This is a genomic window from Paenarthrobacter sp. C1 (genome assembly GCF_049315185.1).
Lineage (GTDB): Bacteria > Actinomycetota > Actinomycetes > Actinomycetales > Micrococcaceae > Arthrobacter > Arthrobacter nicotinovorans.
This window is the reverse complement of the sequence record NZ_CP186052.1, coordinates 36,404-58,768: the sequence shown is the minus strand read 5'-3', so window position 1 is coordinate 58,768 and position 22,365 is coordinate 36,404. Positions and strand designations below refer to the sequence as shown.

Below are 22,365 nucleotides of genomic sequence, written 5' to 3'. Positions count from 1 at the left end.
GTGTCGCAGCCGCCACGTAAGCTGGGGGCATGGCAAGCAATTGGGACAGCCTGGACCAGGCCCAGCGGGATGCAGTGGATGCGAATGTGGCCCTCTACGAGCGTGTCCGCCCTGCTTTGAAGCGGGTCACGCGGGACGTACTGCTGACCCTGCGGGACATGTTGAACGACGCTGAAGTCACCCCGTTGTTCGTCACCGGCCGGACCAAGACCGTGGAGTCGTTCCGGGAAAAAATCTCCCGCACGGATGATCCCCTGGAACCGGGTGGTCCGCGCGTCCTGAAATTCCCGGACCCTTTCCGCACGTTGAACGACATGGTGGGCATCCGTGTCATCACCAAGCTCCCTGCGGAGAACGCAGCGGTGGCCAACATCATCAAGCGTCAGCGCCAGCTCTTCGATTGCCGGGGCGACCGCGAGAAGGACATCGGTTCCATCGAGTCCGGCACTTATGGCTACTCCAGCCGCCACCTCATCCTGCGCACCATCCAGAATGAAACGGTCAAGGAGTACCAGCACGTCTTCAATCCGGACATGCCAGCCAACGGCAGCTACTTCTTTGAATGCCAGATCCGTACTGTTTTCGCGCACGCCTGGAGCGAGATTGAGCACGACATCCGCTTCAAGGCGGAGGACCCGCGCGCATGGACCCCGCATTTCGACCGGCAGTTCACGGCCACGGCGGCCATGTTGGAGACGGTTGAGAGCGCTTTCGCGGACCTTCACGAGCGGTACGAGGAAGTCCGCGGCTACTGGGATCTGGAGGGTGAAGGCGGCTCGCCCCTGACCCCCAACCGGGTTCGTGACGTCTGGCGTACGCTCCTGCCGCACGTTGACCGTAAAGTTGATGACGACTGGGGATGGGCCGCCGAGCTGCTCGCCGCCCACGGACTCACCAAGACCGTGGAACTGGCCGGGCTTCTCAGCGCCAACCGGATCACAGAGGTCCGCAAGGCCCTGGACCATCGCTACTCACCCGGTCCCGACCGCCTCCTGGATGACCTCCTCTTGTGGCAGTACGGAACCGAACACATTGATCTCACTGCTGAGGCGCCCGACGCCGTTCCGCACCCGCGGCGCGACAGCCTCCAGCGTCGTCTTAAGCAGATTGAGCGCTACCGCCAGACTGCACTGTAAGGACCCATGACTCCGGAGCAACTCATGTCATTGCGGGCGACTTTTCGCTCGCCCCGCCGGCTGCTGACGGAGTCCCTCGCGGGACTCGTGGTGGCTTTGGCCTTGATCCCGGAAGCCATCGCATTCTCGGTGATTGCCGGCGTGGATCCGCGTATTGGCTTGTTCGCATCGTTCACCATGGGCGTGGTGACGGCTCTGGTGGGTGGCCGCCCGGCCATGATCTCCGCTGCGACGGGAGCCGTGGCGTTGGTGATCGCCCCCGTCATGAAGGAGCACGGACTCGACTACCTGATCGCTACGATCATCCTGGCCGGCGTCTTCCAGGTCATGCTGGCGGTCCTCGGTGTGACGCGGCTGATGCGGTTCATTCCCCGTTCGGTGATGATCGGCTTCGTCAATGCCCTGGCCATCCTGGTGTTCATGTCCCAGATGCCGGAACTCTTCAACGTGCCCTGGATGGTCTACCCGATTGTCATTGTTGGTTTGGTGATCGTGTTCGGGCTGCCTCGGCTCACCACTGCCATTCCCGCACCGCTGGTGGCGATCGTGGCCATCACCCTGGTGACAGCCCTCGGCAACATCGATGTTCCCACCGTCAGCGACAAGGGCGAACTCCCGGACAGCCTGCCAGGATTCTTCCTGCCCAACGTTCCACTGAACCTGGAGACGTTCCGGATCATCGCTCCCTTCGCCCTTTCCATGGCGCTGGTGGGCCTGCTGGAATCACTCATGACTGCCAAACTGGTGGACGACATCACGGACACCCGCTCCGATAAGACCCGGGTGTCTTGGGGGCAGGGTGTGGCCAACATCGTCACCGGTTTCCTTGGTGGCCTGGGCGGCTGCGCGGTGATCGGGCAGACCATGATCAACGTGAAGGGCTCCGGTGCAAGGAGCCGGCTCTCGACCTTCCTGGCCGGGGTGTCCCTGCTGCTCCTGGTAGTGGTGCTCGGTGACGTGGTGGGCATGATCCCGATGGCTGCCCTGGTGTCCGTGATGATCTTCGTTTCACTGATCACGTTCGATTGGCACTCCGTACGGCCATCGACGTTGAAGCGGCTGCCCAAGTCCGAGACCGCCGTCATGATCCTGACTGTTGCCGCTGTGGTGGCGACGCACAACCTGGCGGTGGGGGTCGGCGTCGGCGTCCTGGCCGCCATGGTGCTGTTCGCCCGGCGCGTGGCGCATTTCGCGACCGTCGAACGGACCGAACTGGAGCTGAACGGCGAGAGGGTTGCGACGTACACCGTGGATGGGGAGTTGTTCTTCGCTTCTTCCAACGATCTCTATACGCAGTTCGACTACGCGAAGGATTCCTCAGACGGCATAGATCGGGTAATCATCGACCTGCATGGATCGCATATTTGGGACGCGTCCTCCGTGTCGGTGCTGGATTCCGTGACGGAGAAGTACCGGAACCATGGCCGCGAGGTCGAATTCATCGGACTGAACGAGGCCAGCGTCCGCATGCGTGAGCGGCTGGCGGGGAAACTCAACTCCTGACCCGGCTGGGTTTGGAAACAGCGGTCATCTGACATATACGCCTGCCTGCAAGTAAAGAATTCGTTCGGGCTGCCGGGCAGATGTGAGCATGGATGAATGCTTGAGGCAACCAATAACGCACCAGAGTCTGAAGAAACAGCCGCGCCCGTGAACGCCGCCCTCGCCGCCGAGGCAAGGATTGCGCGGGTTGCCGTCACGGTGTTCCCGCTCCTTGTTGTGGCTGCCGGTGTCCTTGGCTTCCTCGTACCGGACCTCTTCAAACCCATGGGCGTCTCGGTCCCGTATCTGCTGGGCGTCATCATGTTCTGCATGGGCCTGACCCTGACCCCTCCGGATTTCGCCTCAGTGGCCCGGCGTCCGTGGGCCGTAGCACTCGGCATCGTGGCACACTACGTGATTATGCCCGGCGCCGGCTGGCTCATTGCCGTGCTGCTCCAGCTACCTCCGGAGCTGGCGGTGGGCCTGATCCTGGTGGGCTGCGCGCCGTCGGGTACCGCGTCCAATGTGATGGCCTTCCTGGCCAAGGGCGACGTTGCACTCTCTGTTGCCGTGGCATCGGTTTCAACGCTGATCGCTCCTCTGGTGACACCCGCGTTGACGCTGTTCCTGGCCGGTTCTTTCCTCCACATCGACGCCGGTGCCATGGTCCTGGACATCGTCAAGACCGTGCTGCTTCCCGTCATCGCAGGCCTCCTGGCGAGGTTGTTCCTTTCCAAGCTCGTTGCCAAGGTGCTTCCGGCACTTCCGTGGGCATCCGCCGTCGTGGTTTCCCTGATCGTTGCAATTGTTGTGGCCGGCAGCGCCAGCAAGATCGTGGCAGCAGGCGGCATCGTGTTCCTGGCTGTTGTCCTCCACAACGGCTTCGGTCTTGGCCTCGGCTACCTGGCAGGCAAGCTCGGCCGCCTGGATGACAAGGCGCGCCGTGCGTTGGCGTTCGAGGTCGGAATGCAGAACTCCGGACTTGCCGCGACCCTGGCCACAGCACATTTCGGTGCTTTGGCCGCGCTGCCCTCAGCCGTGTTCTCGCTGTGGCACAACGTTTCCGGTGCGATCGTTGCAGCGTGGCTCGCGCGACGTCCGCTGAAGGACTGACTTCTGCACTCTTGGGGACTGGCTTCCGGCCTCAGTCCTTAAGGCTTCCACGAGGCCCGAAAGTCGCGAGCCTCGGGGTCTTGACGCCGCACTTGCATTTTGCAAGTATGACCGCATGAGCCTCTTTATTACTTGCCCGGTTGAGAGCGTCGAACGTGCCACCGCCTTCTATACAGCCCTCGGCTGGACCCTCAACACCGAGATGTCCGATCACAACGTGTCGTGTTTCGCGATCGCACCCGAGCAGTACGTCATGCTCGGCAGCCGTGAGATGTACGCCAGCGTCGGTGGCGCCGAGGAACTGGTCGGTGGACCTGACACTCCCTCGAAGGTCACGGTCTCCTTCGACCTGGGCAGCCGCGAAGCAGTGGACGAGCTCACCGAACGCGCCGGCGCCGCCGGCGGGCGGATCGGTGACACCGACGACTACCCCTTCATGTACCAGCGCCAGTTCGACGACCCCGATGGCTACCACTACTCGCCGTTTTGGATGAAGCCGGACTCCGATCCGACCGCGTGAGCAACCTCGCCGCGGCCCTCGACGTCGTCGGCTCACGGTGGGCCCTGCTCATCGTGGAACGGCTGCTCGACGGGCCACAACGCTACGGCGATTTGCAGCGGGACCTCGGAGTGCCGACCAACATGCTCGCGACGCGCCTGCGTGAGCTCGAAGCCGCCGGCGTCCTGTCCCGGCTGCCCCTGCGCCACAACACCCGGGCCTACACGCTGACCGATAGAGGGCGGGCCCTGGGCGAAGCAATCAACGCGCTGGCCCGTTGGGGCGAGGAGTTGCCCGGGAACGACGCCCAGACGTAGACCTTTTGCGCCGCGGTCGTGACGCTACTGCGGCGCCGTCTTGCTGCCGTCCACCGTGGTGGCGTCCACCGTGGTGCCGCGACGGTGCAGCTTCCACGGAGAGGCGACCCGGACGCCGTCGGCGGGAGCCGTTCCCTCCAGGCGGTCGAGCAGCATCCGGACCACCTTCTCGAAAATGGGATCGGGACCCACCGTCGTCAGTGCGGGATCGAACTCCTGCCCCTCGGTGGAGTTCCCCACTCCTACGATCTGCACGTCCTCGGGCACGCGCAGGCCCAGCCGGAAGGCGGCCCGTACCGCCTGGAGCGCTTCCATGTCGTCAGTGCAGAGGATGGCCGTGGGGCGGACCGAAAGCTGCAGCAATTCAAGCGCCGCCTGATACGCCTCGGCCGGGCGATGGTGAGAGGTCCGGACGAGGGACTGATCGAGCGGAATGCCCGCCTTTTCAAGCCCACTGGCGTAAGCAGCGAACCGGCTCTTGGGCCGGTCAGTGGAATCTGACCTCCGAATGCAAGCGATCCTTCGATGCGACGCCGTCAGGAACTCCATGCAGTCCGCCAGCCCGGCGTCGGTCTCGGGCGCGAGGACGTCGAACCCGGCAGGATTCATGGTTTCCGAAATCACCACTTGGGCTACGCCGCGGCGAGCCAGTTCCGTGACGGTCTCGTCCTCCGTTTTCGCCTCCGGGAAGTACCCGATGATGACACCGTCCGCGCCGCCGGACATCATGAATTTTCGCCAGTCCTCGCCCAAGAGGATCACAGGCTGATAGCCACGTTCCGGAAGGATGTTCGCCGCCGCAGTGGCCAACGCCCGGTCCCACGGCCATTCGAGGTTTCCAATCGCGACGGCCACCACGTCTGTCTTGCCGCGCCGCATCCCGCGCGCGGCCTGGTTGGGAACGTAGCCCAACTCCTTCACGGCCGACAGGACGCGGTCCTGGGTGGGCTGGCTGATCCGGGTAGTGCCTCCGTGGCGGCCGGAAAGCACGTAAGAGACGGTGGTCAGCGATACGCCCGCTGCCGTGGCAACATCCCGGATGGTGGGCTTGAGTCCCTTGCTCACGGCGGCTCCTGACAGACGATTGATTCTTGAACTCTATCTTCACCGAGGTGGACTCCCCTTGACGCACTTAGTTGTGAACGTTAACAATTGCGGGAGCCAACATGTATTCAAAAGGGAAGAATTCAATGAAGAACTGGGCAGGAAACCTTGAGTATTCGTCCGCGGGCATCCAGCGGCCCGCGTCGGTGGAGGAGCTGCGCGAGCTCGTGGCCCAGGCGACCCGGATCAAGGCCTTGGGCTCCCGGCACTCGTTCAATACGGTCGCGGACACCGAGGGCACGCACATTCTCTTGGATGCCCTCCCCCAGGAAATCGTCCTCGACCTGGAAAAGAGCACGGTAAAGGTCAGCGGTGGCATCAGCTACGGAGCCTTGGGTCGCTCGCTCGAAGAGCAGGGTTACGCCATCCACAACCTCGCCTCTCTTCCCCACATCTCCGTAGCGGGCGCCATCCAAACCGGCACGCATGGCAGTGGAGTCAATAACCCCTCCCTGGCTGCCGCCGTCGTGAGTGTCGACCTTGTGCGCGCCTCAGGCGAGCTGGTCACCCTTACAGCCGACGACGACGAATTCCTCGCCAGCGTGGTGGGCGTGGGAGCCCTGGGCATTGTGACAGGACTGGAGCTTGCCGTCCGCCCCAGCTACGAGGTCCGGCAACGCGTGCTCACGGATCTGTCCTGGGATGCGGCGTTGGCCAACTTCGAAACCATCGCTTCCAGTGCCTACAGCGTCAGTTTCTTCACGAACTACACGGGTGACACCATCGCCCAAGTGTGGCTCAAGGCGCTGGACACCGAAGCTCCCCTGGCGGAGCTGTTCGGAGCAACGCCGGCGACGGCGGCACTGCACCCGCTCCCGGACATGTCAGCCGAGAACTGCACCGAGCAGCTCGATGTCGCGGGAAAGTGGCTGGACCGTTTGCCGCACTTCCGCCACGAATTCACCCCAAGCAACGGGGAAGAACTGCAGAGCGAATTCCTCCTGCCGCTGGAACATGCACCCGCCGCTCTGGCCGCCGTCCGAGGTCTCGCGGACAAGCTGGCACCCCTGCTGTTCATCTCCGAAATCCGGACGATTGCCGCCGATGACTTCTGGCTCAGCCCGTTCTACCAGCAGCAAAGCGTGGCCCTGCACTTTACCTGGAAGCCGATGCAGGCCGACGTCGAGGCCGTACTGCCCGAACTCGAGGCAGCCCTGCGCCCGTTCGGTGCGCGACCGCACTGGGGCAAGCTCTTCACTCCCGGCGAGTACGACTTCGCCGCCCTCTACCCGCGTTTCGAGGACTTCCGGGCTCTCGTTAGCGCCAACGATCCCACGGGCAAATTCCGAAACGCCCTGCTGGACACGGTGCTGGGCGTGACGGTTACTTCATAGCGCGTCGGGCCGCTACTCGATGTGGGCGAGCACTGCGCCCGCCAAGACCACTCCACCGGGAGCCGAGAGCACTTCCGAGAGGGTGCCTGCGCGGTGTGCCGGGACCTGGGTTTCCATCTTCATGGCTTCCAGAACCACCAGGGGGTCTCCGGCAGCTACCTCGGCTCCGGGTTCCACCAGCCACTTGACGACGGTGCCGGACATGCTGGAGACGAGGGCGGATTCGGCGGGTGAATCATCGGCGCCGAGGGAACCCGGCAGCCCCGTGACATCCGTAGCGGCCGGAAGCCCTTGTCCGGAGCGCGCCCAGCCATCCAGCAAATCCGCAGGAAGTCCCACGGCAAGCCGCTTGCCATCGACGTCAACAGTGATGGTCCGGCGTTCTCCGCCCGGAGCCACCGCGCTGTAGTCAGGGTCCACGGGGATCTGGCCGGCGAAGTCAGTCTCGATCCACCGGGTGTGTACGCGGAGTCCGGCCACTGAAGTGAAGTCGTCAGCCTCCAGGACCGCCCGGTGGAATGGCAGCACCGTGGCCAAGCCTGTGATGGTGAAATCGGCCAGGGCCCTACGGGCGCGACGAAGTGCCTGCTGCCGGTCAGCTCCGGACACGATCAGTTTCGCCAACAGGGAATCGAACTGCGGTGGAACGTTCGACCCCGCACGCACTCCGGTATCCACCCGGATGCCCGGCCCTGTAGGCACCTCGAAAAGTCCGACTGTGCCAGGGGACGGCAGGAATCCACGGCCGACATCTTCAGCGTTGATCCGGAATTCGAAGGAGTGCCCCTTGGCGACGGGGTCCTCGGACACACTCAAAGGCAGGCCCGCAGCCACGCGGAACTGTTCCTGCACCAGGTCGATCCCCGCTGTTTCCTCGGTGATCGGGTGCTCCACCTGAAGTCGGGTATTGACCTCAAGGAACGCGACGGCACCGTCTGCCGAAACGAGGAACTCCACTGTTCCGGCACCGTAGTAGCCGGCTTCACGAATGATCGCCTTGGAACCGTCGTAGATCTTTTGCCGCTGTGCATCGCTGAGGAAGGGCGCGGGTGCCTCTTCCACGAGCTTTTGGTGGCGGCGCTGGAGGGAGCAGTCACGGGTACCCACCACAACGACGTTGCCCTGCTTGTCCGCGATGATCTGCGCTTCCACGTGCCGCGGCCGGTCCAGGTACTGCTCCACGAAGCACTCGCCACGACCGAATGCGGCCACGGCTTCACGGACAGCGGAGTCGAAGGCTTCTTCCACTTCAGCGAGCTCCCGGACTACCTTGAGTCCCCGTCCGCCGCCACCGAAAGCAGCCTTGATGGCCATCGGGAGCCCGTGTTCCTCGGCAAAAGCGCGTGCTTCCGCCGCTGAGGACACAGGTCCGTCGCTGCCCGCGACCAACGGCGCACCGGCCCGGACGGCGATCTCGCGGGCAGTAATCTTGTTGCCCAACTGACGGATGGACTCCGGAGAGGGACCGATCCACTCCAGCCCGGCGTCGATCACTGCTTGTGCGAAGTCCGCGTTTTCGGAGAGGAAGCCGTATCCGGGGTGGACCGCGTCCGCTCCGGACTGCGCGGCGATCCCAAGCAGCTTCCCGATGTTCAGGTAGGTGTCAGCAGGGCTGTTTCCGCCCAGGCTGTAGGCTTCATCGGCTGCGCCAACGTGCATGGCGTCGGCGTCGATATCCGCGTAGACGGCTACCGACGAGATGCCGGCATCGTCGCAGGCTCGGGCGACGCGGACGGCAATTTCGCCGCGGTTCGCGATCAGGACCTTACGCATCAAATACTCACTTCTCTGGGGTTGTGCTGAAGTCTGGGGAATCGTGGACGAACCGGAATCGGATACGGCCGCCGATGGGCACCTGCGCTGCGCGGTCGAGGTGCTCATCACGCACCACGCCGATCACGGGATAGCCACCGGTGATCGGATGGTCCGCCAGGAACAGGACCGGCAGTCCGGCAGGCGGGATCTGGAGCGCACCCGCCATGGTGCCCTCGCTGGGAAGCTCGCCTTCGCGGGTCCGCTTCAACGGGGTGCCGTCCAGTCGCATGCCCACACGGTTGGACTGCGGTGTGACCAGCCAGTCCTGGCTCGTGAGGGAGTCGAGCGCAGCCTGGTCGAACCAACCGGCGCGCGGGCCGGGAACGACGTCCAGCACCGTGACGCCCTCGTCCGGGAAGCCGGGTTGCAGCTCAGGGCTGCCCACCGCTGTTGATTCGGTGGCGTCACCGGCGGGAAGCTCCTGGCCGATGACCAGCGGGGCAGGCCCGATGCCGGACATCGTGTCTGCCGAACGGCTCCCAAGAACCTCGGGCACATCCACTCCGCCGCGGATTGCCACGTAGTTCCGGAATCCCGACTCGGGGGCGCCCAAGGTGAGGACTTCGCCGTCGAGCAGTGCGAAAGGTGCAGCCATGGGAACGGTCCGCTGGCCGCCGGGACTGACTTCGTCGCCGTCGTCGTCAAACCACGACGGCGACTGGACGGTCAGCGTTGTCGGCGCACCGGTGACGGCAAGGACTTGGTCTCCAACAGCTTCCACAGTCAGCCCGCCGTTGACGGACTCAATGGCCGCCGCAGAAGGGGCATTGCCCACCAGGCGGTTGGACCTGCGGAGGGAGGCCCGGTCCAGGGCACCAGCCGCGGAGACGCCGAGCGGGCCGAATCCGCGGCGGCCGAGGTCCTCTATGAGGCTCAGGGCACCTGGGTTGAGGATCCGCAGGCCCGGTCCCGTGTGGTGGTCTGAATCGGCGTCGGAATCATGGGCCGAGGCAGTGACAACCTCGCGGACGGCCCGGTATTGGACCCGGTCACCGGGCCTCACGAGTGCCGGTTGCGGACGGTTCAGGTCCCACATCCGTGCACCGGTCCGGCCGATCAGCTGCCAGCCGCCCGGGGAACGGCGGGGGTAGACGGCCGAGTACTGGCCACCGAGGGCGACGGAACCGGCCGGGACCGCTGTGCGCGGGGACGAACGCCGAGGCACGGTAAGGACCTCGTTTTCGCCCACCATGTACCCAAAACCCGGCGCGAAGCCCGCGAAGGCAACGGTCCAGACCTGACCTGTGTGGGCCGCAATGACGCCGTCGACGCTCAGGCCGGTCAACTCCGCGACGTCGGCGAGGTCGTCGCCGTCGTACACGGTGTCGATGACCACCAGCCCGGAGTCAGTAACCTCCGGAGCGGTGAGTTCCAACTCAAGCAGCCGGGCGCCGATGGCGCGGGTAGCTGCGGCGGACTCACCCACCACCATCACTGTTTCAGCAGCGGCGAGAACGTCCACCTGTCCCGGGAGCGGGGACTTGTACAGCATGTCCTGGAGGGCAAGGACATCCTGCAGTCCGTCCAGTTCGGCCAGGACAGCACGCGTGCCAACCGGCCTGACGGAGAGTACCTTTTTTGCGGTGGTGGTGTGCATTGCGGTTTCCATGACTCGTTACACTGCCGGCTGGGACTGCGCCGCCTGCAACAAGCGCTCTTCCTCTTCAGGCTCCGGATCGCGACCCAGGAGCATGCCCACGATGGTGACAACGGATGCCACCAGAATGTAAACAGCAATCAGGTACCAGCCGTGATTCGCCGCACCGTAGAGCGCTGTGAAAATGATCGGTGCAACCGCTCCGCCGATCACGCCGGCCAGGGTGTATGCCAGCGAGCTGCCCGCATAACGGAGCCTAGCCGGGAACTGTTCGGTGATGAAAGCCGCCTGCGGACCGTACATGAAGGCGTGCAATGCCAATCCGATGACCGTGCCGATGGTCAGCATGAGCACAGACCTGCCCTGGATCATCAGGAAGAACAGCGGGATGAACGCAGCGGTTGCGGCTGCAGCGATGCCGTAGACCCAACGACGGTTGAAGCGGTCAGTCAGTGCGCCGGCCAGAGGGATCAGGAAGAGCTGGAAAGCTGACCCGATCAGGATGGCGGACAGTACGTTGCCGGTGGTCATGCCCAGTTCCTTGGTGGCATAGACGGCCACGAACACTGTGAACAGCGCGTAAAGGATGTCGGGGCAGACCCGGGAGAGGGCGGCTGCCACCAGGGCCCTGGGCTGTTGGGTGAAGACTTCCTTGATGGGGGCCTTCGGCCGGTCGCCTTGGGCCTGGATGGCTTTGAAGACCGGGGTTTCTTCGAGCTTGAGGCGGATGACCAGGCCAAACACCACGAGGAGTGCGGAGGCAAGGAAGGCTACGCGCCAACCCCAGGAGAGGAACGCTTCGTTGCTCAAGCTGGCGGCAAGAATGGCGAGGACGCCGTTGGCCATGAGGTTGCCTGCGGGCGGGCCGATCTGGGCTGCCGAGGACCAGAATCCGCGCTTGTTGGGATCGCCGAATTCACTGGACAGCAGTACCGCGCCTCCCCACTCACCACCTACGCCGATGCCCTGGGCGAGCCGCAGGAGGACAAGGATGGTGGGAGCCGCAACACCGATCACGGAGTAATCGGGCAGCGCACCGATGAGGACAGTGGCCACGCCAATCAGGACCAAAGTGAAGACCAGGACGTACTTGCGCCCGACCTTGTCGCCGAGGCGGCCGAAGATGATGCCACCGATCGGGCGTGCAAGATAACCAACTGCGAACGCTGAGAAGGAGAGGAGCAGCGCAACGAATTCGTCGTTGCCCGGGAAGAAGATCTTTGGGAACACGAGGGCCGAGGCCACCGAGTAGATGGCGAAGTCGTAGTACTCCAGCGAGGTGCCGGTCAGGCTTGCCACGTAGGCCTTGAGTGCGCCGGGCGGTGGCTTCCTTGTCACTGCCTTTGCTGCGTTGTTGGTGCTGGTCATGATGCCCTCCGGGGGGATGAGGTGTGTGGTGCGGAGCCCAGGTTCAAACGGATGGGAGGAACGAGCCGACGGCTACGCCGGCCTCGCCCAGTACGGACTTCACCGCGGTAGCCATAGCAACGGCTCCCGGTGAGTCACCATGCACGCAGATGCTCTCTGCGCGGATCTTGAGGATGGAACCGTCGATTGCCTTTACCGACTGTTCGGTGGCCATACGCAGGACGTGTTCGGCCACTTCGGCTGGGTCATGCAGGACGGCACCCGGCTGGGAACGGGAAACGAGGGTTCCGTCCGGGTTGTAGGCGCGGTCCGCGAAGGCTTCGGAAACGCCCCGAAGGCCGGCTTCCTCAGCGATACGCAGGACTTCGGAGCCGGGAAGGCCAAGAATCGGGAGGTTGGGGTCCACCGATTTCACAGCTTCCACTACTGCCCGCGCCTGGGCTGTGTGCTTCACGATTGCGTTGTAGAGGCCACCATGGGGCTTGACGTATTCGACGCGCGCTCCCGTAGTGGCCGCCAGAGCCTGCAAGGCCCCGATCTGGTACACGACATCGTCCGCCAACTCCTTGGGATCGATATCCATGAAGCGGCGGCCGAAACCCGCGAGGTCGCGGTAGCCGACATGGGCACCAATTACGACGCCGGCCTTGACCGCCTTCGCGCAGGTGCTGCGGATGACGCTGGGGTCGCCGGCGTGGAATCCGCATGCAACGTTGGCACTGGAAACGGACTGGAACATGGCAGCGTCGTCCCCGAGTGTCCAGCGCCCGAAGGACTCGCCGACGTCGCTGTTCAGGTCGATGGTTGCCATGGTGTGATCCCTGCCTCGTGATGTGCGTTACATCCAGCATGCACCAATCTGCTGGATTGTTCAACAATCCAGCGATCCGAATTTTCGGCAATCGTGTAATTTTGGAGTCATGGCCAGTGCAGATCAGGAATCAAGCGAACATGCTGGCTTCGACGGCGCGCGCGCCAGGATGCGCCTCAGGGTGCCGTCCGTGGCTGAGCGGGTCGCAGAGGAACTGCGCTATCAACTGGCCGAAGGCTTCCTTGTTCCGGGCGCCAAACTCACTGAAGCCACCATCGCAGAAGATCTGGGAGTCTCCAGGAACACCGTGCGCGAAGCGTTTGCCGAACTCGCCGGCGAGAGACTGCTCATCCGGCAGCCAAACAGGGGCGTATATGTGGCCACCCTTGAAGCCGGTGACATCCACGATGTCTACACCGTGCGCCGGGCCATCGAGGTCAGTTCCATTCGCGCAGGCGGCTCACCGGAGCGCGTCGCCGCCGTCAGGGCCGCCGTCGAAGAGGGAAAGCTGGCTGCGGCCGCCAATGACAATGAAGGTCTGGGCAGCGCCAACCAGCATTTCCATGGAGCGATCGTTGCCCTCGCGGAAAGCAACCGGCTGAACACGATCATGGCCCAGATCCTGGCCGAGATGCGGCTCTATTTCCACAAGGCCACCATGAACGCACATTTCTACAGTGACTGGCTCGCGGAAAACGAGCAGATCTGCGCTGCACTGGAAGCCGGCGAACTGGAACGTGCGGGCGACCTGCTCCTGGCCTATCTCAACCGTTCGGAACAGCAGCAGGCTGCCATCCACGGCGAATAGTCAGCGCTTGCCCTTCTTGCGCGAACCCTTGCCCCGGCCCTTGTCAGGATTGGGAGCGTAGCGCTGTGCGACGGCAGGCTTTTTGGGGCCCCCGCCACGACGATCAGGCTTGGGTGCTTTCTTGGGCTTTTCCTGTTGGGCGGATGGTTGGCGCGAGCTCTGGGCCGTCCTGCCCCGCACGATTCCAATGAATTCTTCGATCACCGGCGAATCCGTTCCCACCGGCCACGCCAAGCCGATCTGTGTTCCGGGCGCACCCGTCAAACGCCGCATGACAGTGTCCTTGGCGTTCAAATGCCTGGCGACCGACATGGGCATGATCACCAGCCCGGCTCCGGAAGCAACCACCTGGAGGGCCATGTCCGGGCCACCCATTTCCCCTACGTCAAGGAAGTTTTCCTCCGCCAGGTCATCCAGCGCCACTTCCTCGAACACCGAGATTTCGTGGCCTTTGGGCGCCACGACCACCGGCTGCTCTTCATACAAAGGGATGACGTTCAGACCTTCGCGGTCCACGGGCAACCTGACAAAGCTGAGGTCCGCGGAACCGTCGCGCAGCACCGAAAGCTGCGCGTCGTCGTCGGACATGAACGAGTGCAGCGGGACATCCGGCATCCGTTCTTCCCACCTGCGGATCCACTTGCCGGGGGTAACGCCCGCCACGTAGGCGAAGCGAAGCCCGGGTTGGGACTCGGGGGTTTCGGCGGAATCTTCAGCATCTGGCACACACTCACAGTACCGGCCAGATACCCTTGAAGCATGACGTCCTCGAACTCCCAGTCCATGAAGCCGGCAACAGTCGCCAAGAAACTCGGCATCTACCTGCCCGCGACACCCCAGGAATTCCAGGATTCGTCCATCACCCGCGAGGAATTCGCCGAACTCCAGGCAAACCCGCCGGAGTGGCTCGCCGAACTCCGCCGCAACGGCCCGCACCCGCGTCCCGTCGTGGCACAGAAACTCAACGTCTCCATCAGCGGCCTGGCCCGCGGCGGCGTTGAAGATGCACTCACGACGGCGGAAATCACCGAGCTGCTGCAGGCTCCCCCGCAGTGGCTGGTCACCGAGCGTGCCACCCACGCCGCTGTCCGCTCCGAGGCACAGCGTGTGAAGGAAGAGGCTGCCAGGAAGGCCGCCACCAAGGAAGCCCGGGACAACGCCGCCGCAAAGCGCGACGCTCCCAAGACGTCCAAGCGCGACCACGCGTAAGTGTTCTGAAAGGTGCGGCCGGGGACCGGTGGTCTCCGGCCGCAACTCTTTTAAGCGCTAGTCCTGGTGGAGCTGGACGAAGTTGCCGCAACCGTCGTCGAAAACTGCGCTGATTCCTGACGGATCCTCGGCCGGCTCGCCCTTGAAAGTCACGCCTGCAGCCAGCAGGCGTTGGTACTCGGCCTGGACATCCGGAACGCCCAGGACAACAGCGGGCATCCCGGCTTCGTAGACGGCGTTCATGTAGTTCGCGCCGATCGGGTTGTCGCTGGGTTCCAGCAGCAGCCCGGTTGCATTGTTGTCCGCTCCGGGATTCTTGATAATGAAGAGGTTGTACTCGGGCATGGCCATCAGGGTCTCAAACCCCAGCGTCTCCGTGTAGAACGTGTGAGCTGCTGCCGGGTCCTTGACGTGGATGCTGCACATTTTCAGTCTCATGGTGCCAAGGCTACGCCGGGGGTACGACAGTTGACCCCTCGCGTCCACTCACGCGCTGGCGCATACTGAATCAATAGCAGCGAAGTCGCCTGGAGGTGTCCGATGCCCGCCATGATGCTCCTGTGGGGCGTTGCCCTGGTTCTTGCAACTGCGGCAACCACGTACGTCTTGCATAAGAAACTCACGCATGGACGTGGCCCGGAGCCGGACGGGCTTTTTTGGGACGTGTTCGCCGGGCTCGTGGTCATAATGCCCGCTGTTTTGGTGCCGTCAGTGCAGTGGCCGCCAGCCGGGGTCATCATGGTTTTCTTGTGCTTTGCAACCGCTGCGACCACCTTCGCCGGCGCCCGCAAAGTGGAGCGCATCCACGCCGCCGAGCCCCGCCGTCGTGCCGGGTTTGCTGACGATGCCGCCCTCCATGCCCACATCCTTGCCCAGTGGCGCCGCTACGAACTGGACCCCGCGCAGGCCATCGATTTTCCGGCCATGACGGACGTTCGGACTGCGGAAACGGCGGCACTCACCAGGGCCATGCGGGAAGCCGAGTACTGCCGGGTGACTGCCGGCACCGACTATCGCGCCGCCGTCGAGCGCCTGGCCGAAGCCCTTGCGGCAGCAGAGCGGGCAGCAGGTGTACCGACGTCCGCAATCCCTTCACCGAGGTGACACTTAGTGACAATCCCGGCGGGGCAAAGTCAATTGGTGGGAGCAACGCTGGGGGTTAGGCCGCTTGTAGCAGCTGGTTTAGCCGGTTGGCTGGGGTCTCGAGGTTCAGTGTTGGTCTGGGGCGGCGGTTGAGTTTCGCTGCGACCAGGCGGATGTCCTCGGGGGTGTGCACTGAAAGGTCAGTGCCTTTCTCGAACCAGAACCGCAGGAGCCGGTTGGTGTTTTCGTTGGTGCCGCGCTGCCAGGGCGAGTGCGGGTCGCAGAAGTACATCGTCGTATCGAGAGCGGTCTGGATTTTTGCGTAGTCGGCCAGTTCGGTGCCGCGGTCCCAGGTGATCGACCGGCGCAGGTGATCCGGGAGGGAGGCCATCTCCCGGATCATCGCGGCGGCAACGGTTTCCGCGGTGTGGTCCCCTGGCAGGTGCAGCAGGATCGTGAACCGGGTTGAGCGTTCCACCAAGGTTCCGATCGCTGTCCCGTTGGCGCCGATGATGAGGTCACCTTCCCAATGCCCGGGCACTGCCCGGTCCTGGACCTCGGCGGGACGTTGGCTGATCTTGAAGGCCTCTTTATAGGGGCTGTTGGCGCGCCGGTCAGTGCCGTGGGGGATGCGTTGTTTGCGTTTCAGGCTGAGCTTTTCGGCCAGGTCCGCCCGCAGGTTCCCGCGGGTTTGGACGTAAAGGGCCTGGTAGATCGTCTCGTGGCTCACCTGCATAGTCTGATCGTCACCGAAGTAATACGCCAACATCGAGGAGATCAGCTTCGGACTCCACCCGTCATCCATCCAGACGCCGATCAGCCGGCACAAACCCTCGTCCTTGGCCAGCCTGAAGGGTTTGGGACGGCGCCTGTCCTGATGCGCTTTGGCGTGAGCGACCGAGGCGTAGTACTTCCCGTCCGCGCTCGTGTGGCGTTTGACCTCCCGCCAAACTACGGACTTATCCCGCCCGATCAATGCGCCGATCTTCGCGTAACTGAGGCCCATCCGCACACCCATCTGGATCATGCCTCGCTCTTCCAGACCCAACGCACGGCCAGGGCCCCCGACTGAAGGAGCAGGATCGGCAAGACCTCCGGTAGCACCCCGGTTCACGGTCATCATTAGGCCAGACTGAACCCACCAATTGTGCCCGGTAGCGTGCACCGCCCCGACACGCCGGGCAGCAGTACGAACAGGCATCCCCGCACACACCAAATCAAGAAACTCAGTACGCGCAGCCTTGGGGAACAACTTGACCATAAAACGCTCCATCAATCAGAGCGTTGCAACGACCCTATGACTTTGCCCGGGCAACATTGTCATTAGGAGCCAACTCGACGGGAGGAAACTAGAGGACCTTGCCCTTGAAGAACCCGGGCCGCAGCCGATACATCACCAGCATCACCACAACGCCCAGCAGGATCACACCCATCCCCAGCACAAACACCAGGCCTACCCCGCCAACGGACGAGCCCGAGCCATACGCGGGATCCATCGAGTCCATGGCCGTCTTCACGAACATCACCAGCAGGATCACCCCGCCCAGCAACGGTGCCAGGAACTTGAAGAAGAATGCCCGGACACCGCTGAAGGCTGAAGCGCGGAAGAACCAAACACAGGCCAGAGCTGTAATGCCGTAATAGAAGCAGATCATCATGCCCAGGGCGGTGATGGTGTCCCACAGGGCATTCTCGGACACAGTCCGGGTGATCACGTAGAACGCGGCTGCCGCGATGGCCGCGGCGATGGTGGCAAAGCTCGGCGACTTGAACGTGGGGCTGATCCGCCCAAAGCGGGGCGAAATGGCGCGGTAGTGGCCCATGGCCAGCATGGTGCGGGCCGGTGAAACGAAGGTCGACTGCAAGGACGCGGCGGAACTGCTCAGGATGGCCAAGGACATGAGGATCGCGAACGGACCCATCACCGGACCCGCCAGAACCGCGAAGATGCTGGATTGGTTCTCCGGGTTGCCGGCGCCCAGGCCGGTCTCGCCGACGCCCGCGAAGGACAAGGTAGCCAGTGCGACGGTCATGTAGATGATCACGATGACCAGCACGGTGATGGTTGCCGCACGGCCGGGCGTCTTTTCCGGATTCTTCGTCTCCTCATTCATGGTCAGAGTGACGTCCCAGCCCCAGTAAATGAAGATCGAGAGCGAGACACCTGCAGCGAATGACGAGAACGAATCGACGGCGAACGGGTTGAACCAGTCAGGCGAAATGGCAGTGGCATCGAAGGCCGTGCCGTTGGCTACATGCACGAACGCCGAGACCGCGAACCATCCCAGGACCAGCAACTGGAAGGCCACCAGCACGTACTGGACGCCTTTGGTGGTTTCCATGCCGCGGTACGAAATCCAACAAGCCAGCGCAATGAAAACCAGTGTGGTGGCAATGTTCAGCGGCAGGATTTTGCTGAGCTCGCCCAGCTCCGGGTTGCTGAAGATCTGCCCGAGCATCAGGTAGAAGAAGTCCACGGCAACGGCCGCCAGATTGGACAGCACAATGATGGTGGCCGCGATCAGTCCCCAGCCGCCCATCCATCCGATCCACGGACCAAACGCCCGCGTCGCCCACGTGAAGGAGGTGCCGGCGTCGGGCATGGCGTTGTTCAGTTCGCGGTAGCCGAGCGCCACCAGCAGCATGGGGATGAAGCCAACAAGGAAGATGGCCGGCAAGTGCACGCCCACCTCGGACACGGTGGGCCCCAGGGCCGCGGTCAGCGTGTACGCGGGAGCAATGCAGGAAACACCGATCACGACGGCGCCAATCAGGCCCACCGATCCGGCTTTCAGTCCCTTTTCACTCAGGGTTGATTCTTTCGACTGGACCGTCTTTGGTGCAGTAGACATGGGTATTGCCTCTCAGGCGATTGCTAGGAGCTTTGGCGCGTGTAATCGCGGGGAACCACGATCATGGGAACGGGAAGGGCGCGCAGGATCCGGTTGGCGGTGCTGCCAAGGAACGTGGCACGGTGCTGGGCGAGGCGGCTGGAGCCGATCAGCAGGATTTCGCCGTCTTCCCAGTCGAGGCGGTCCACGGCTTCTTCTATGGTCCGGCCCTGCGCCACGACGATTTCGGGCTCAGGCAGCGGTGCGTCCGGGGTTGAACTTCCGACGGCGGCAAGCCGGTCGGCGGCGTGCATCCAGGCGGCGTCTGCCAGCGTCAGCGAGTTACCGCCGTCGAGCGCCAACAGGGAAACGAGCCGAAGCGGGAGTTGACGGTCGCGTGCGGACTCGACGGCGACGTCAAGCAGTTCGTCTGCGCCGGGGCGCGTCCCGAAACCGCAGCTGAGCCGGGTGATGGCGTCAGTCCGCTGGTAGCCGTGGGGTGCCAGCGCCACCGGGACCGGCGACGAGTGGAGCAGTGAACCCGCCACGGAACCAATGGTGAACCGCTTGAACAAGCCGCCGTTCGTGGCGCCGATGACCAGGGCCGCGGCGTCCATCTCGACAGCTGCGTCAATCAGCGCCTGGGCCTCGGAATCACCGCGGCGGATGTGTCCGTGCGCCGTGATGTCATCCGGGACCAAGGCGAGGCCCTCATCAAGCCAGCGCTGGGCTTGCTGGTTGAGGATGTCGTCGTAGCCGGCTTCGGGTGGGTACACGGCATTGAACGGGGAGTCCTCCGGGATCACCAGGACCAGGTCCAGGCTGACATCCTGGTTCCGGGCCAAGGCGACGGCAAGGTGGACGGCGTCGTGCCCCCTTGCGTTGGCGGTGTAACCAACTACGTAGCGCATGGTGGTCCCTTTCAGTTCTTAAACAGTGCAGCCGGCAGGCCGGGAAATGGTGCTCCCCCGGCCTGCCGGTGTGGTTTCACAGTGATCAGACAGTCACTGATGCCAGTTTGTTGGCTTCGACGATCCGTGCGGCGGTTGCCTGGCCCATACGGACTGCGCCGTCAACGTGCTGGTAGCCTTCGGCGGCGAGGTCGGACGAGGACCAGTAGATCGGGCCGACGTTCGCGTGCTGGTCCTTGCCGTAGCGGTGCAGGCCTCCGAGGTCGTAGCTGGAAGCGTAGGCGCCACGGGTCCACTCTTCCGAGCCCCAGTCGGACTCGTAGTAAACCTCGGGGGTGAGGGCCTTGTCGCCCAGGAATCCGGCGATGGACTCCAGGATGGCCTTCTTGCGGTCTTCGGCGCTGAGCTCGAACACGGCGTCGGCCTTCTCGTCGGACACAAAGCCAACCAGGGTTCCGCGGGTGTCGCCGTAGTTGGTGTTGTCGTAGACCTCCTGCACCAGCGCACCGGCGCTGAAGCCCGTGCCGGACAGTCCGTCTTCACGCCAGAACGGCGTGTCGTACACAGCGTGGACCTTGATGACCAGGCCCAGCGACTGGTGCTGGTGCATCTGGTGCTGCCGGCGCGGGAGCGGCGGGTCGAAGGAAACGCGTGAGTACAGGTTCGGCGGAACGGCCATGATCACGTAACGGGCGTTGACGGTGGCCCGCTCGGAAACAACGGTCACGCCGTTGTCGTCCCACTTGATGGTGCGCACCGGGCTGCTAAGGACGACGTCGTCGCCCAGCTCAGCTGCCTGGAGCAGTGAAACCTGCTGCATGCCGCCGATGACGCGCTTGTCCAGGATGAAGTCTTCGTCCGTGAGGTGCGTGAACGAACCGGCAGAGGCGGCCATCAGGACTGCCTGCAATGCCGAGAAGGCGTGCGCGGGCTTGGTGAGCATGCCGCCGGCGATGAAGAGGCCGATGTTGTTGCAGGCTTCTTCATCTGTGGAGTTCCGGCGGAGCCAATGGTGGAAGGAGATGGTGTCCAGCTCGCGTGCCTTGGGGTGTGCCCAGGGCTCGGTGGGGCCGATCTCTGCTGCGAGTTCGTCCAGGATGGCGACGAGCTTGTCCATCTCGGCCTTGGTGGTTTCGTTGACCGGGAAGGTGTCACCGGTGTACTGCGTGCGCTTGCCGTCTGCGCCGATGTAGACGGATTCGCCATCGCGGTAGCGCGGGTACATTTTCAGGCCGAGCTCGTCCAGCAGGTCCATGAGGGCCGTCTGGTCCGGCGAAACCCACTGGCCGCCGATCTCCAGCATGGCGCCGTCGATGGTGTCGGTCCAGGTGCGGCCGCCCACGCGGTCGCGGGCTTCGAGCACTGCGACACTGAGCCCGGCCTTCTTCAGTTCACGTGCCGCCGTCAGCCCTGACGGCCCGGCACCGACGATCACAACGTCGCGATCAAGATTCTGCATGATGTCCTCTCCGTGGCCGTCCGTTGGTGGCTGACCAATAAATGAATGGCATTCATTTATCTCCATAGTAGCGGCTGAGTGCGCGGCTGTGAAGAGCCGATGGAATAATGCTGGGGACACAGGCAGCAGAAAGGCTCCCGATGCCCGAACCCACCCCAGCCCCATCCGCCACTTCCCGGCGCCGCGCCGGCCGACCAACGGCGGCGGTTCTGGACCAGGACGGCATCACGACGGCGGCGCTCAAGCTGATCAGCAGCAAGGGTTACGACGGACTCACCATGGCGGCGTTGGCCCGCACACTGGGAGTAGCCCCCTCTGCCTTGTACAACCACGTGTCCTCCAAGGACGACGTGCTCGTCCTGCTCGAGGACCACTTGGCCGCGATGGTTGATGTGTCGGCGTTCGGGATAGACCCCTGGGAAGAGGCCGTTCGCAAGTGGGCATGGTCCTACAGGGATGTGTTCTCCGAGCACACGCCGCTTATTCCGATCATCGCCGTCCTGCCCGTTGCCAATGCTCCCAAGACCCTGGCCATGTACGAGGCCGTGACGGCCGGCTTCCGCGACGCAGGCTTCCCGGAGGAGAAAATCATCTCCGCGATTGTGGCTATCGAGGCCTTTGTCTTCGGGGCCGCTTACGACGTCACCGCACCTGAGGACATCTTCGACGCCGGCACCCTCGCCGATCAGGTCCCCAACTTCACGGCCGCCGTGGACCGGCTGGCCTTGGAACAGCATGCGCGTCCCACTGACATTGCCTTCAGCTTGGGCTTGGAGGCTTTAATTACGGGCTTTGGGGCTCTGCGGAACTAGGCCCCGAGAATCTGAGCTTCTTAATGCCAAGTTAGTGCATTATGCTGCACTAATGGATGACAGTGCAGAGGCCTTGGCACGCGCAATTGGCCTGCGGGTGAAACAGGAACGCAAAGGCAGGGAGTGGACCCTCGACCAGCTTGCCGCCATGGCCGGCGTTAGCCGCAGAATGCTGGTGAGCGTCGAACAAGGCGGCGTAAATCCCAGCATCGGAACCCTCCTGCGGCTCAGCGATGCCCTAGGTGTTGGCTTGCCTGCATTGGTGGAGCCGCCCACGCTGCGTTCGGCCAAACTTACCCGCAAGGGCGAAGGCGCCGTACTGTGGACCGGCCCTCTGGGCGGCAAGGGCGAGCTGGTTGCCGGTACCGAATCTCCCGACGTTGTTGAACTGTGGGACTGGTCCCTGGCTCCCGGAGAGCTCCACGAGAGCGAAGCCCACAGCTCCGGCACGCGTGAATTGCTCCAGGTGCAGGAGGGCGCCATCACGGTGAACGTCGAGGCCGGGAGCTACGAACTGAACACCGGCGATGCCCTGACCTTCCGCAGCGATGTTGCCCACTCCTATGCAAACCACGGCGGGACAACTGCCCGATTCTCCCTCGCCGTTTTTGAACCGGGCGTTGGAGCCGGACATCGGACGGAAAGCCCCAGTGCGTAAAACCTTGACCCGAACCCT

General features: G+C 63.7%; 22 protein-coding genes. 11 read left to right on the top strand and 11 right to left on the bottom strand.

Features of this window, described 5'->3' with window-relative positions; genetic code table 11:
• Positions 1-29 precede the first annotated feature (29 nt).
• From ACNAOU_RS00290 to ACNAOU_RS00270, 5 genes are all read left to right on the top strand, one after another.
• Entirely contained in the window at positions 30-1,136 is a 1,107-nt protein-coding gene (locus tag ACNAOU_RS00290; RefSeq protein WP_018778427.1) for a GTP pyrophosphokinase, read from the top strand.
• 6 nt (positions 1,137-1,142) lie between these two features.
• The gene (locus ACNAOU_RS00285; RefSeq protein ID WP_422757777.1) at positions 1,143-2,639 is read left to right on the top strand and encodes a SulP family inorganic anion transporter; all 1,497 of its coding nucleotides are present in this window, start codon (positions 1,143-1,145) and stop codon (positions 2,637-2,639) included.
• A 96-nt stretch (positions 2,640-2,735) separates the two neighbouring features.
• A complete protein-coding gene (locus tag ACNAOU_RS00280; RefSeq protein ID WP_422757776.1) occupies positions 2,736-3,731 on the top strand; it encodes a bile acid:sodium symporter family protein in 996 nt (331 codons plus the stop codon).
• Between the two features lie 115 nt (positions 3,732-3,846).
• A complete protein-coding gene (locus ACNAOU_RS00275) occupies positions 3,847-4,251 on the top strand; it encodes a VOC family protein (RefSeq protein ID WP_018778430.1) in 405 nt (134 codons plus the stop codon).
• Positions 4,248-4,547 (top strand): winged helix-turn-helix transcriptional regulator, encoded by a 300-nt coding sequence (locus ACNAOU_RS00270; RefSeq protein ID WP_018778431.1) that lies wholly within the window; start codon positions 4,248-4,250, stop codon positions 4,545-4,547. The genes ACNAOU_RS00275 and ACNAOU_RS00270 overlap by 4 nt, the downstream gene beginning before the upstream one ends.
• Before the next feature lie 24 nt (positions 4,548-4,571).
• On the opposite strand, the gene ACNAOU_RS00265 is transcribed toward ACNAOU_RS00270, so the two are convergent.
• A complete protein-coding gene (locus ACNAOU_RS00265) occupies positions 4,572-5,612 on the bottom strand; it encodes a LacI family DNA-binding transcriptional regulator (protein WP_422757775.1) in 1,041 nt (346 codons plus the stop codon).
• Positions 5,613-5,737: 125 nt separating this feature from the next.
• On the opposite strand from ACNAOU_RS00265, the gene ACNAOU_RS00260 reads away from it, so the two are divergent.
• Positions 5,738-6,985: a D-arabinono-1,4-lactone oxidase gene (locus tag ACNAOU_RS00260; RefSeq protein ID WP_422757774.1), complete on the top strand. Its 1,248-nt coding sequence runs from the start codon at positions 5,738-5,740 to the stop codon at positions 6,983-6,985.
• 12 nt (positions 6,986-6,997) lie between these two features.
• Here ACNAOU_RS00260 and ACNAOU_RS00255 read toward each other — a convergent pair whose 3' ends face one another.
• Genes ACNAOU_RS00255 through ACNAOU_RS00240 form a run of 4 tightly spaced genes read right to left on the bottom strand, consistent with a single transcriptional unit; the run spans position 6,998 to position 12,576 of the window.
• The gene (locus tag ACNAOU_RS00255) at positions 6,998-8,758 is read right to left on the bottom strand and encodes an acetyl/propionyl/methylcrotonyl-CoA carboxylase subunit alpha (RefSeq protein WP_422757773.1); all 1,761 of its coding nucleotides are present in this window, start codon (positions 8,756-8,758) and stop codon (positions 6,998-7,000) included.
• Between the two features lie 7 nt (positions 8,759-8,765).
• Entirely contained in the window at positions 8,766-10,409 is a 1,644-nt protein-coding gene (locus tag ACNAOU_RS00250; protein ID WP_422757772.1) for a 5-oxoprolinase/urea amidolyase family protein, read from the bottom strand.
• A 6-nt stretch (positions 10,410-10,415) separates the two neighbouring features.
• Positions 10,416-11,765, bottom strand: coding sequence for an MFS transporter (locus ACNAOU_RS00245; protein WP_422757771.1), 1,350 nt, complete (start codon positions 11,763-11,765; stop codon positions 10,416-10,418).
• Between the two features lie 43 nt (positions 11,766-11,808).
• Positions 11,809-12,576: a LamB/YcsF family protein gene (locus tag ACNAOU_RS00240; RefSeq protein ID WP_082010115.1), complete on the bottom strand. Its 768-nt coding sequence runs from the start codon at positions 12,574-12,576 to the stop codon at positions 11,809-11,811.
• Between the two features lie 109 nt (positions 12,577-12,685).
• Between ACNAOU_RS00240 and ACNAOU_RS00235 the strand changes: the two genes are divergently transcribed.
• Positions 12,686-13,384, top strand: a complete 699-nt coding sequence (locus ACNAOU_RS00235) for a GntR family transcriptional regulator (protein ID WP_018778438.1) — start codon at positions 12,686-12,688, stop codon at positions 13,382-13,384.
• Here ACNAOU_RS00235 and ACNAOU_RS00230 read toward each other — a convergent pair whose 3' ends face one another.
• A complete protein-coding gene (locus tag ACNAOU_RS00230; RefSeq protein WP_210078049.1) occupies positions 13,385-14,110 on the bottom strand; it encodes a LysR family transcriptional regulator substrate-binding protein in 726 nt (241 codons plus the stop codon). It abuts the gene before it with no gap.
• 33 nt (positions 14,111-14,143) lie between these two features.
• Here ACNAOU_RS00230 and ACNAOU_RS00225 point away from each other — a divergent pair, with 33 nt between their 5' ends.
• Complete coding sequence (locus ACNAOU_RS00225) at positions 14,144-14,593, top strand: DUF5997 family protein (protein WP_018778440.1); 450 nt, start codon at positions 14,144-14,146, stop codon at positions 14,591-14,593.
• A gap of 57 nt (positions 14,594-14,650) precedes the next feature.
• Here ACNAOU_RS00225 and ACNAOU_RS00220 read toward each other — a convergent pair whose 3' ends face one another.
• Positions 14,651-15,031, bottom strand: a complete 381-nt coding sequence (locus ACNAOU_RS00220) for a VOC family protein (RefSeq protein WP_079582030.1) — start codon at positions 15,029-15,031, stop codon at positions 14,651-14,653.
• Between the two features lie 102 nt (positions 15,032-15,133).
• Between ACNAOU_RS00220 and ACNAOU_RS00215 the strand changes: the two genes are divergently transcribed.
• Complete coding sequence (locus ACNAOU_RS00215; RefSeq protein ID WP_422757770.1) at positions 15,134-15,697, top strand: hypothetical protein; 564 nt, start codon at positions 15,134-15,136, stop codon at positions 15,695-15,697.
• Between the two features lie 55 nt (positions 15,698-15,752).
• Here the strand turns inward: ACNAOU_RS00215 and ACNAOU_RS00210 are convergent, their stop codons facing one another.
• From ACNAOU_RS00210 to ACNAOU_RS00195, 4 genes are all read right to left on the bottom strand, one after another.
• The gene (locus ACNAOU_RS00210; RefSeq protein WP_039243563.1) at positions 15,753-16,937 is read right to left on the bottom strand and encodes an IS30 family transposase; all 1,185 of its coding nucleotides are present in this window, start codon (positions 16,935-16,937) and stop codon (positions 15,753-15,755) included.
• Between the two features lie 88 nt (positions 16,938-17,025).
• The gene (locus ACNAOU_RS00205; RefSeq protein WP_018778443.1) at positions 17,026-18,528 is read right to left on the bottom strand and encodes an APC family permease; all 1,503 of its coding nucleotides are present in this window, start codon (positions 18,526-18,528) and stop codon (positions 17,026-17,028) included.
• A 23-nt stretch (positions 18,529-18,551) separates the two neighbouring features.
• Positions 18,552-19,418 carry a universal stress protein gene (locus ACNAOU_RS00200; RefSeq protein ID WP_210078054.1) on the bottom strand — a complete coding sequence of 289 codons (867 nt, stop codon included), beginning with the start codon at positions 19,416-19,418 and terminating at the stop codon, positions 18,552-18,554.
• A gap of 85 nt (positions 19,419-19,503) precedes the next feature.
• Positions 19,504-20,877 carry an FAD-dependent oxidoreductase gene (locus ACNAOU_RS00195; protein ID WP_210078057.1) on the bottom strand — a complete coding sequence of 458 codons (1,374 nt, stop codon included), beginning with the start codon at positions 20,875-20,877 and terminating at the stop codon, positions 19,504-19,506.
• 107 nt (positions 20,878-20,984) lie between these two features.
• Between ACNAOU_RS00195 and ACNAOU_RS00190 the strand changes: the two genes are divergently transcribed.
• Both ACNAOU_RS00190 and ACNAOU_RS00185 read left to right on the top strand, forming a co-directional pair.
• A complete protein-coding gene (locus ACNAOU_RS00190; RefSeq protein ID WP_422757769.1) occupies positions 20,985-21,689 on the top strand; it encodes a TetR/AcrR family transcriptional regulator in 705 nt (234 codons plus the stop codon).
• Between the two features lie 52 nt (positions 21,690-21,741).
• The gene (locus ACNAOU_RS00185; RefSeq protein WP_018778447.1) at positions 21,742-22,347 is read left to right on the top strand and encodes a helix-turn-helix domain-containing protein; all 606 of its coding nucleotides are present in this window, start codon (positions 21,742-21,744) and stop codon (positions 22,345-22,347) included.
• Positions 22,348-22,365: the final 18 nt, after the last annotated feature.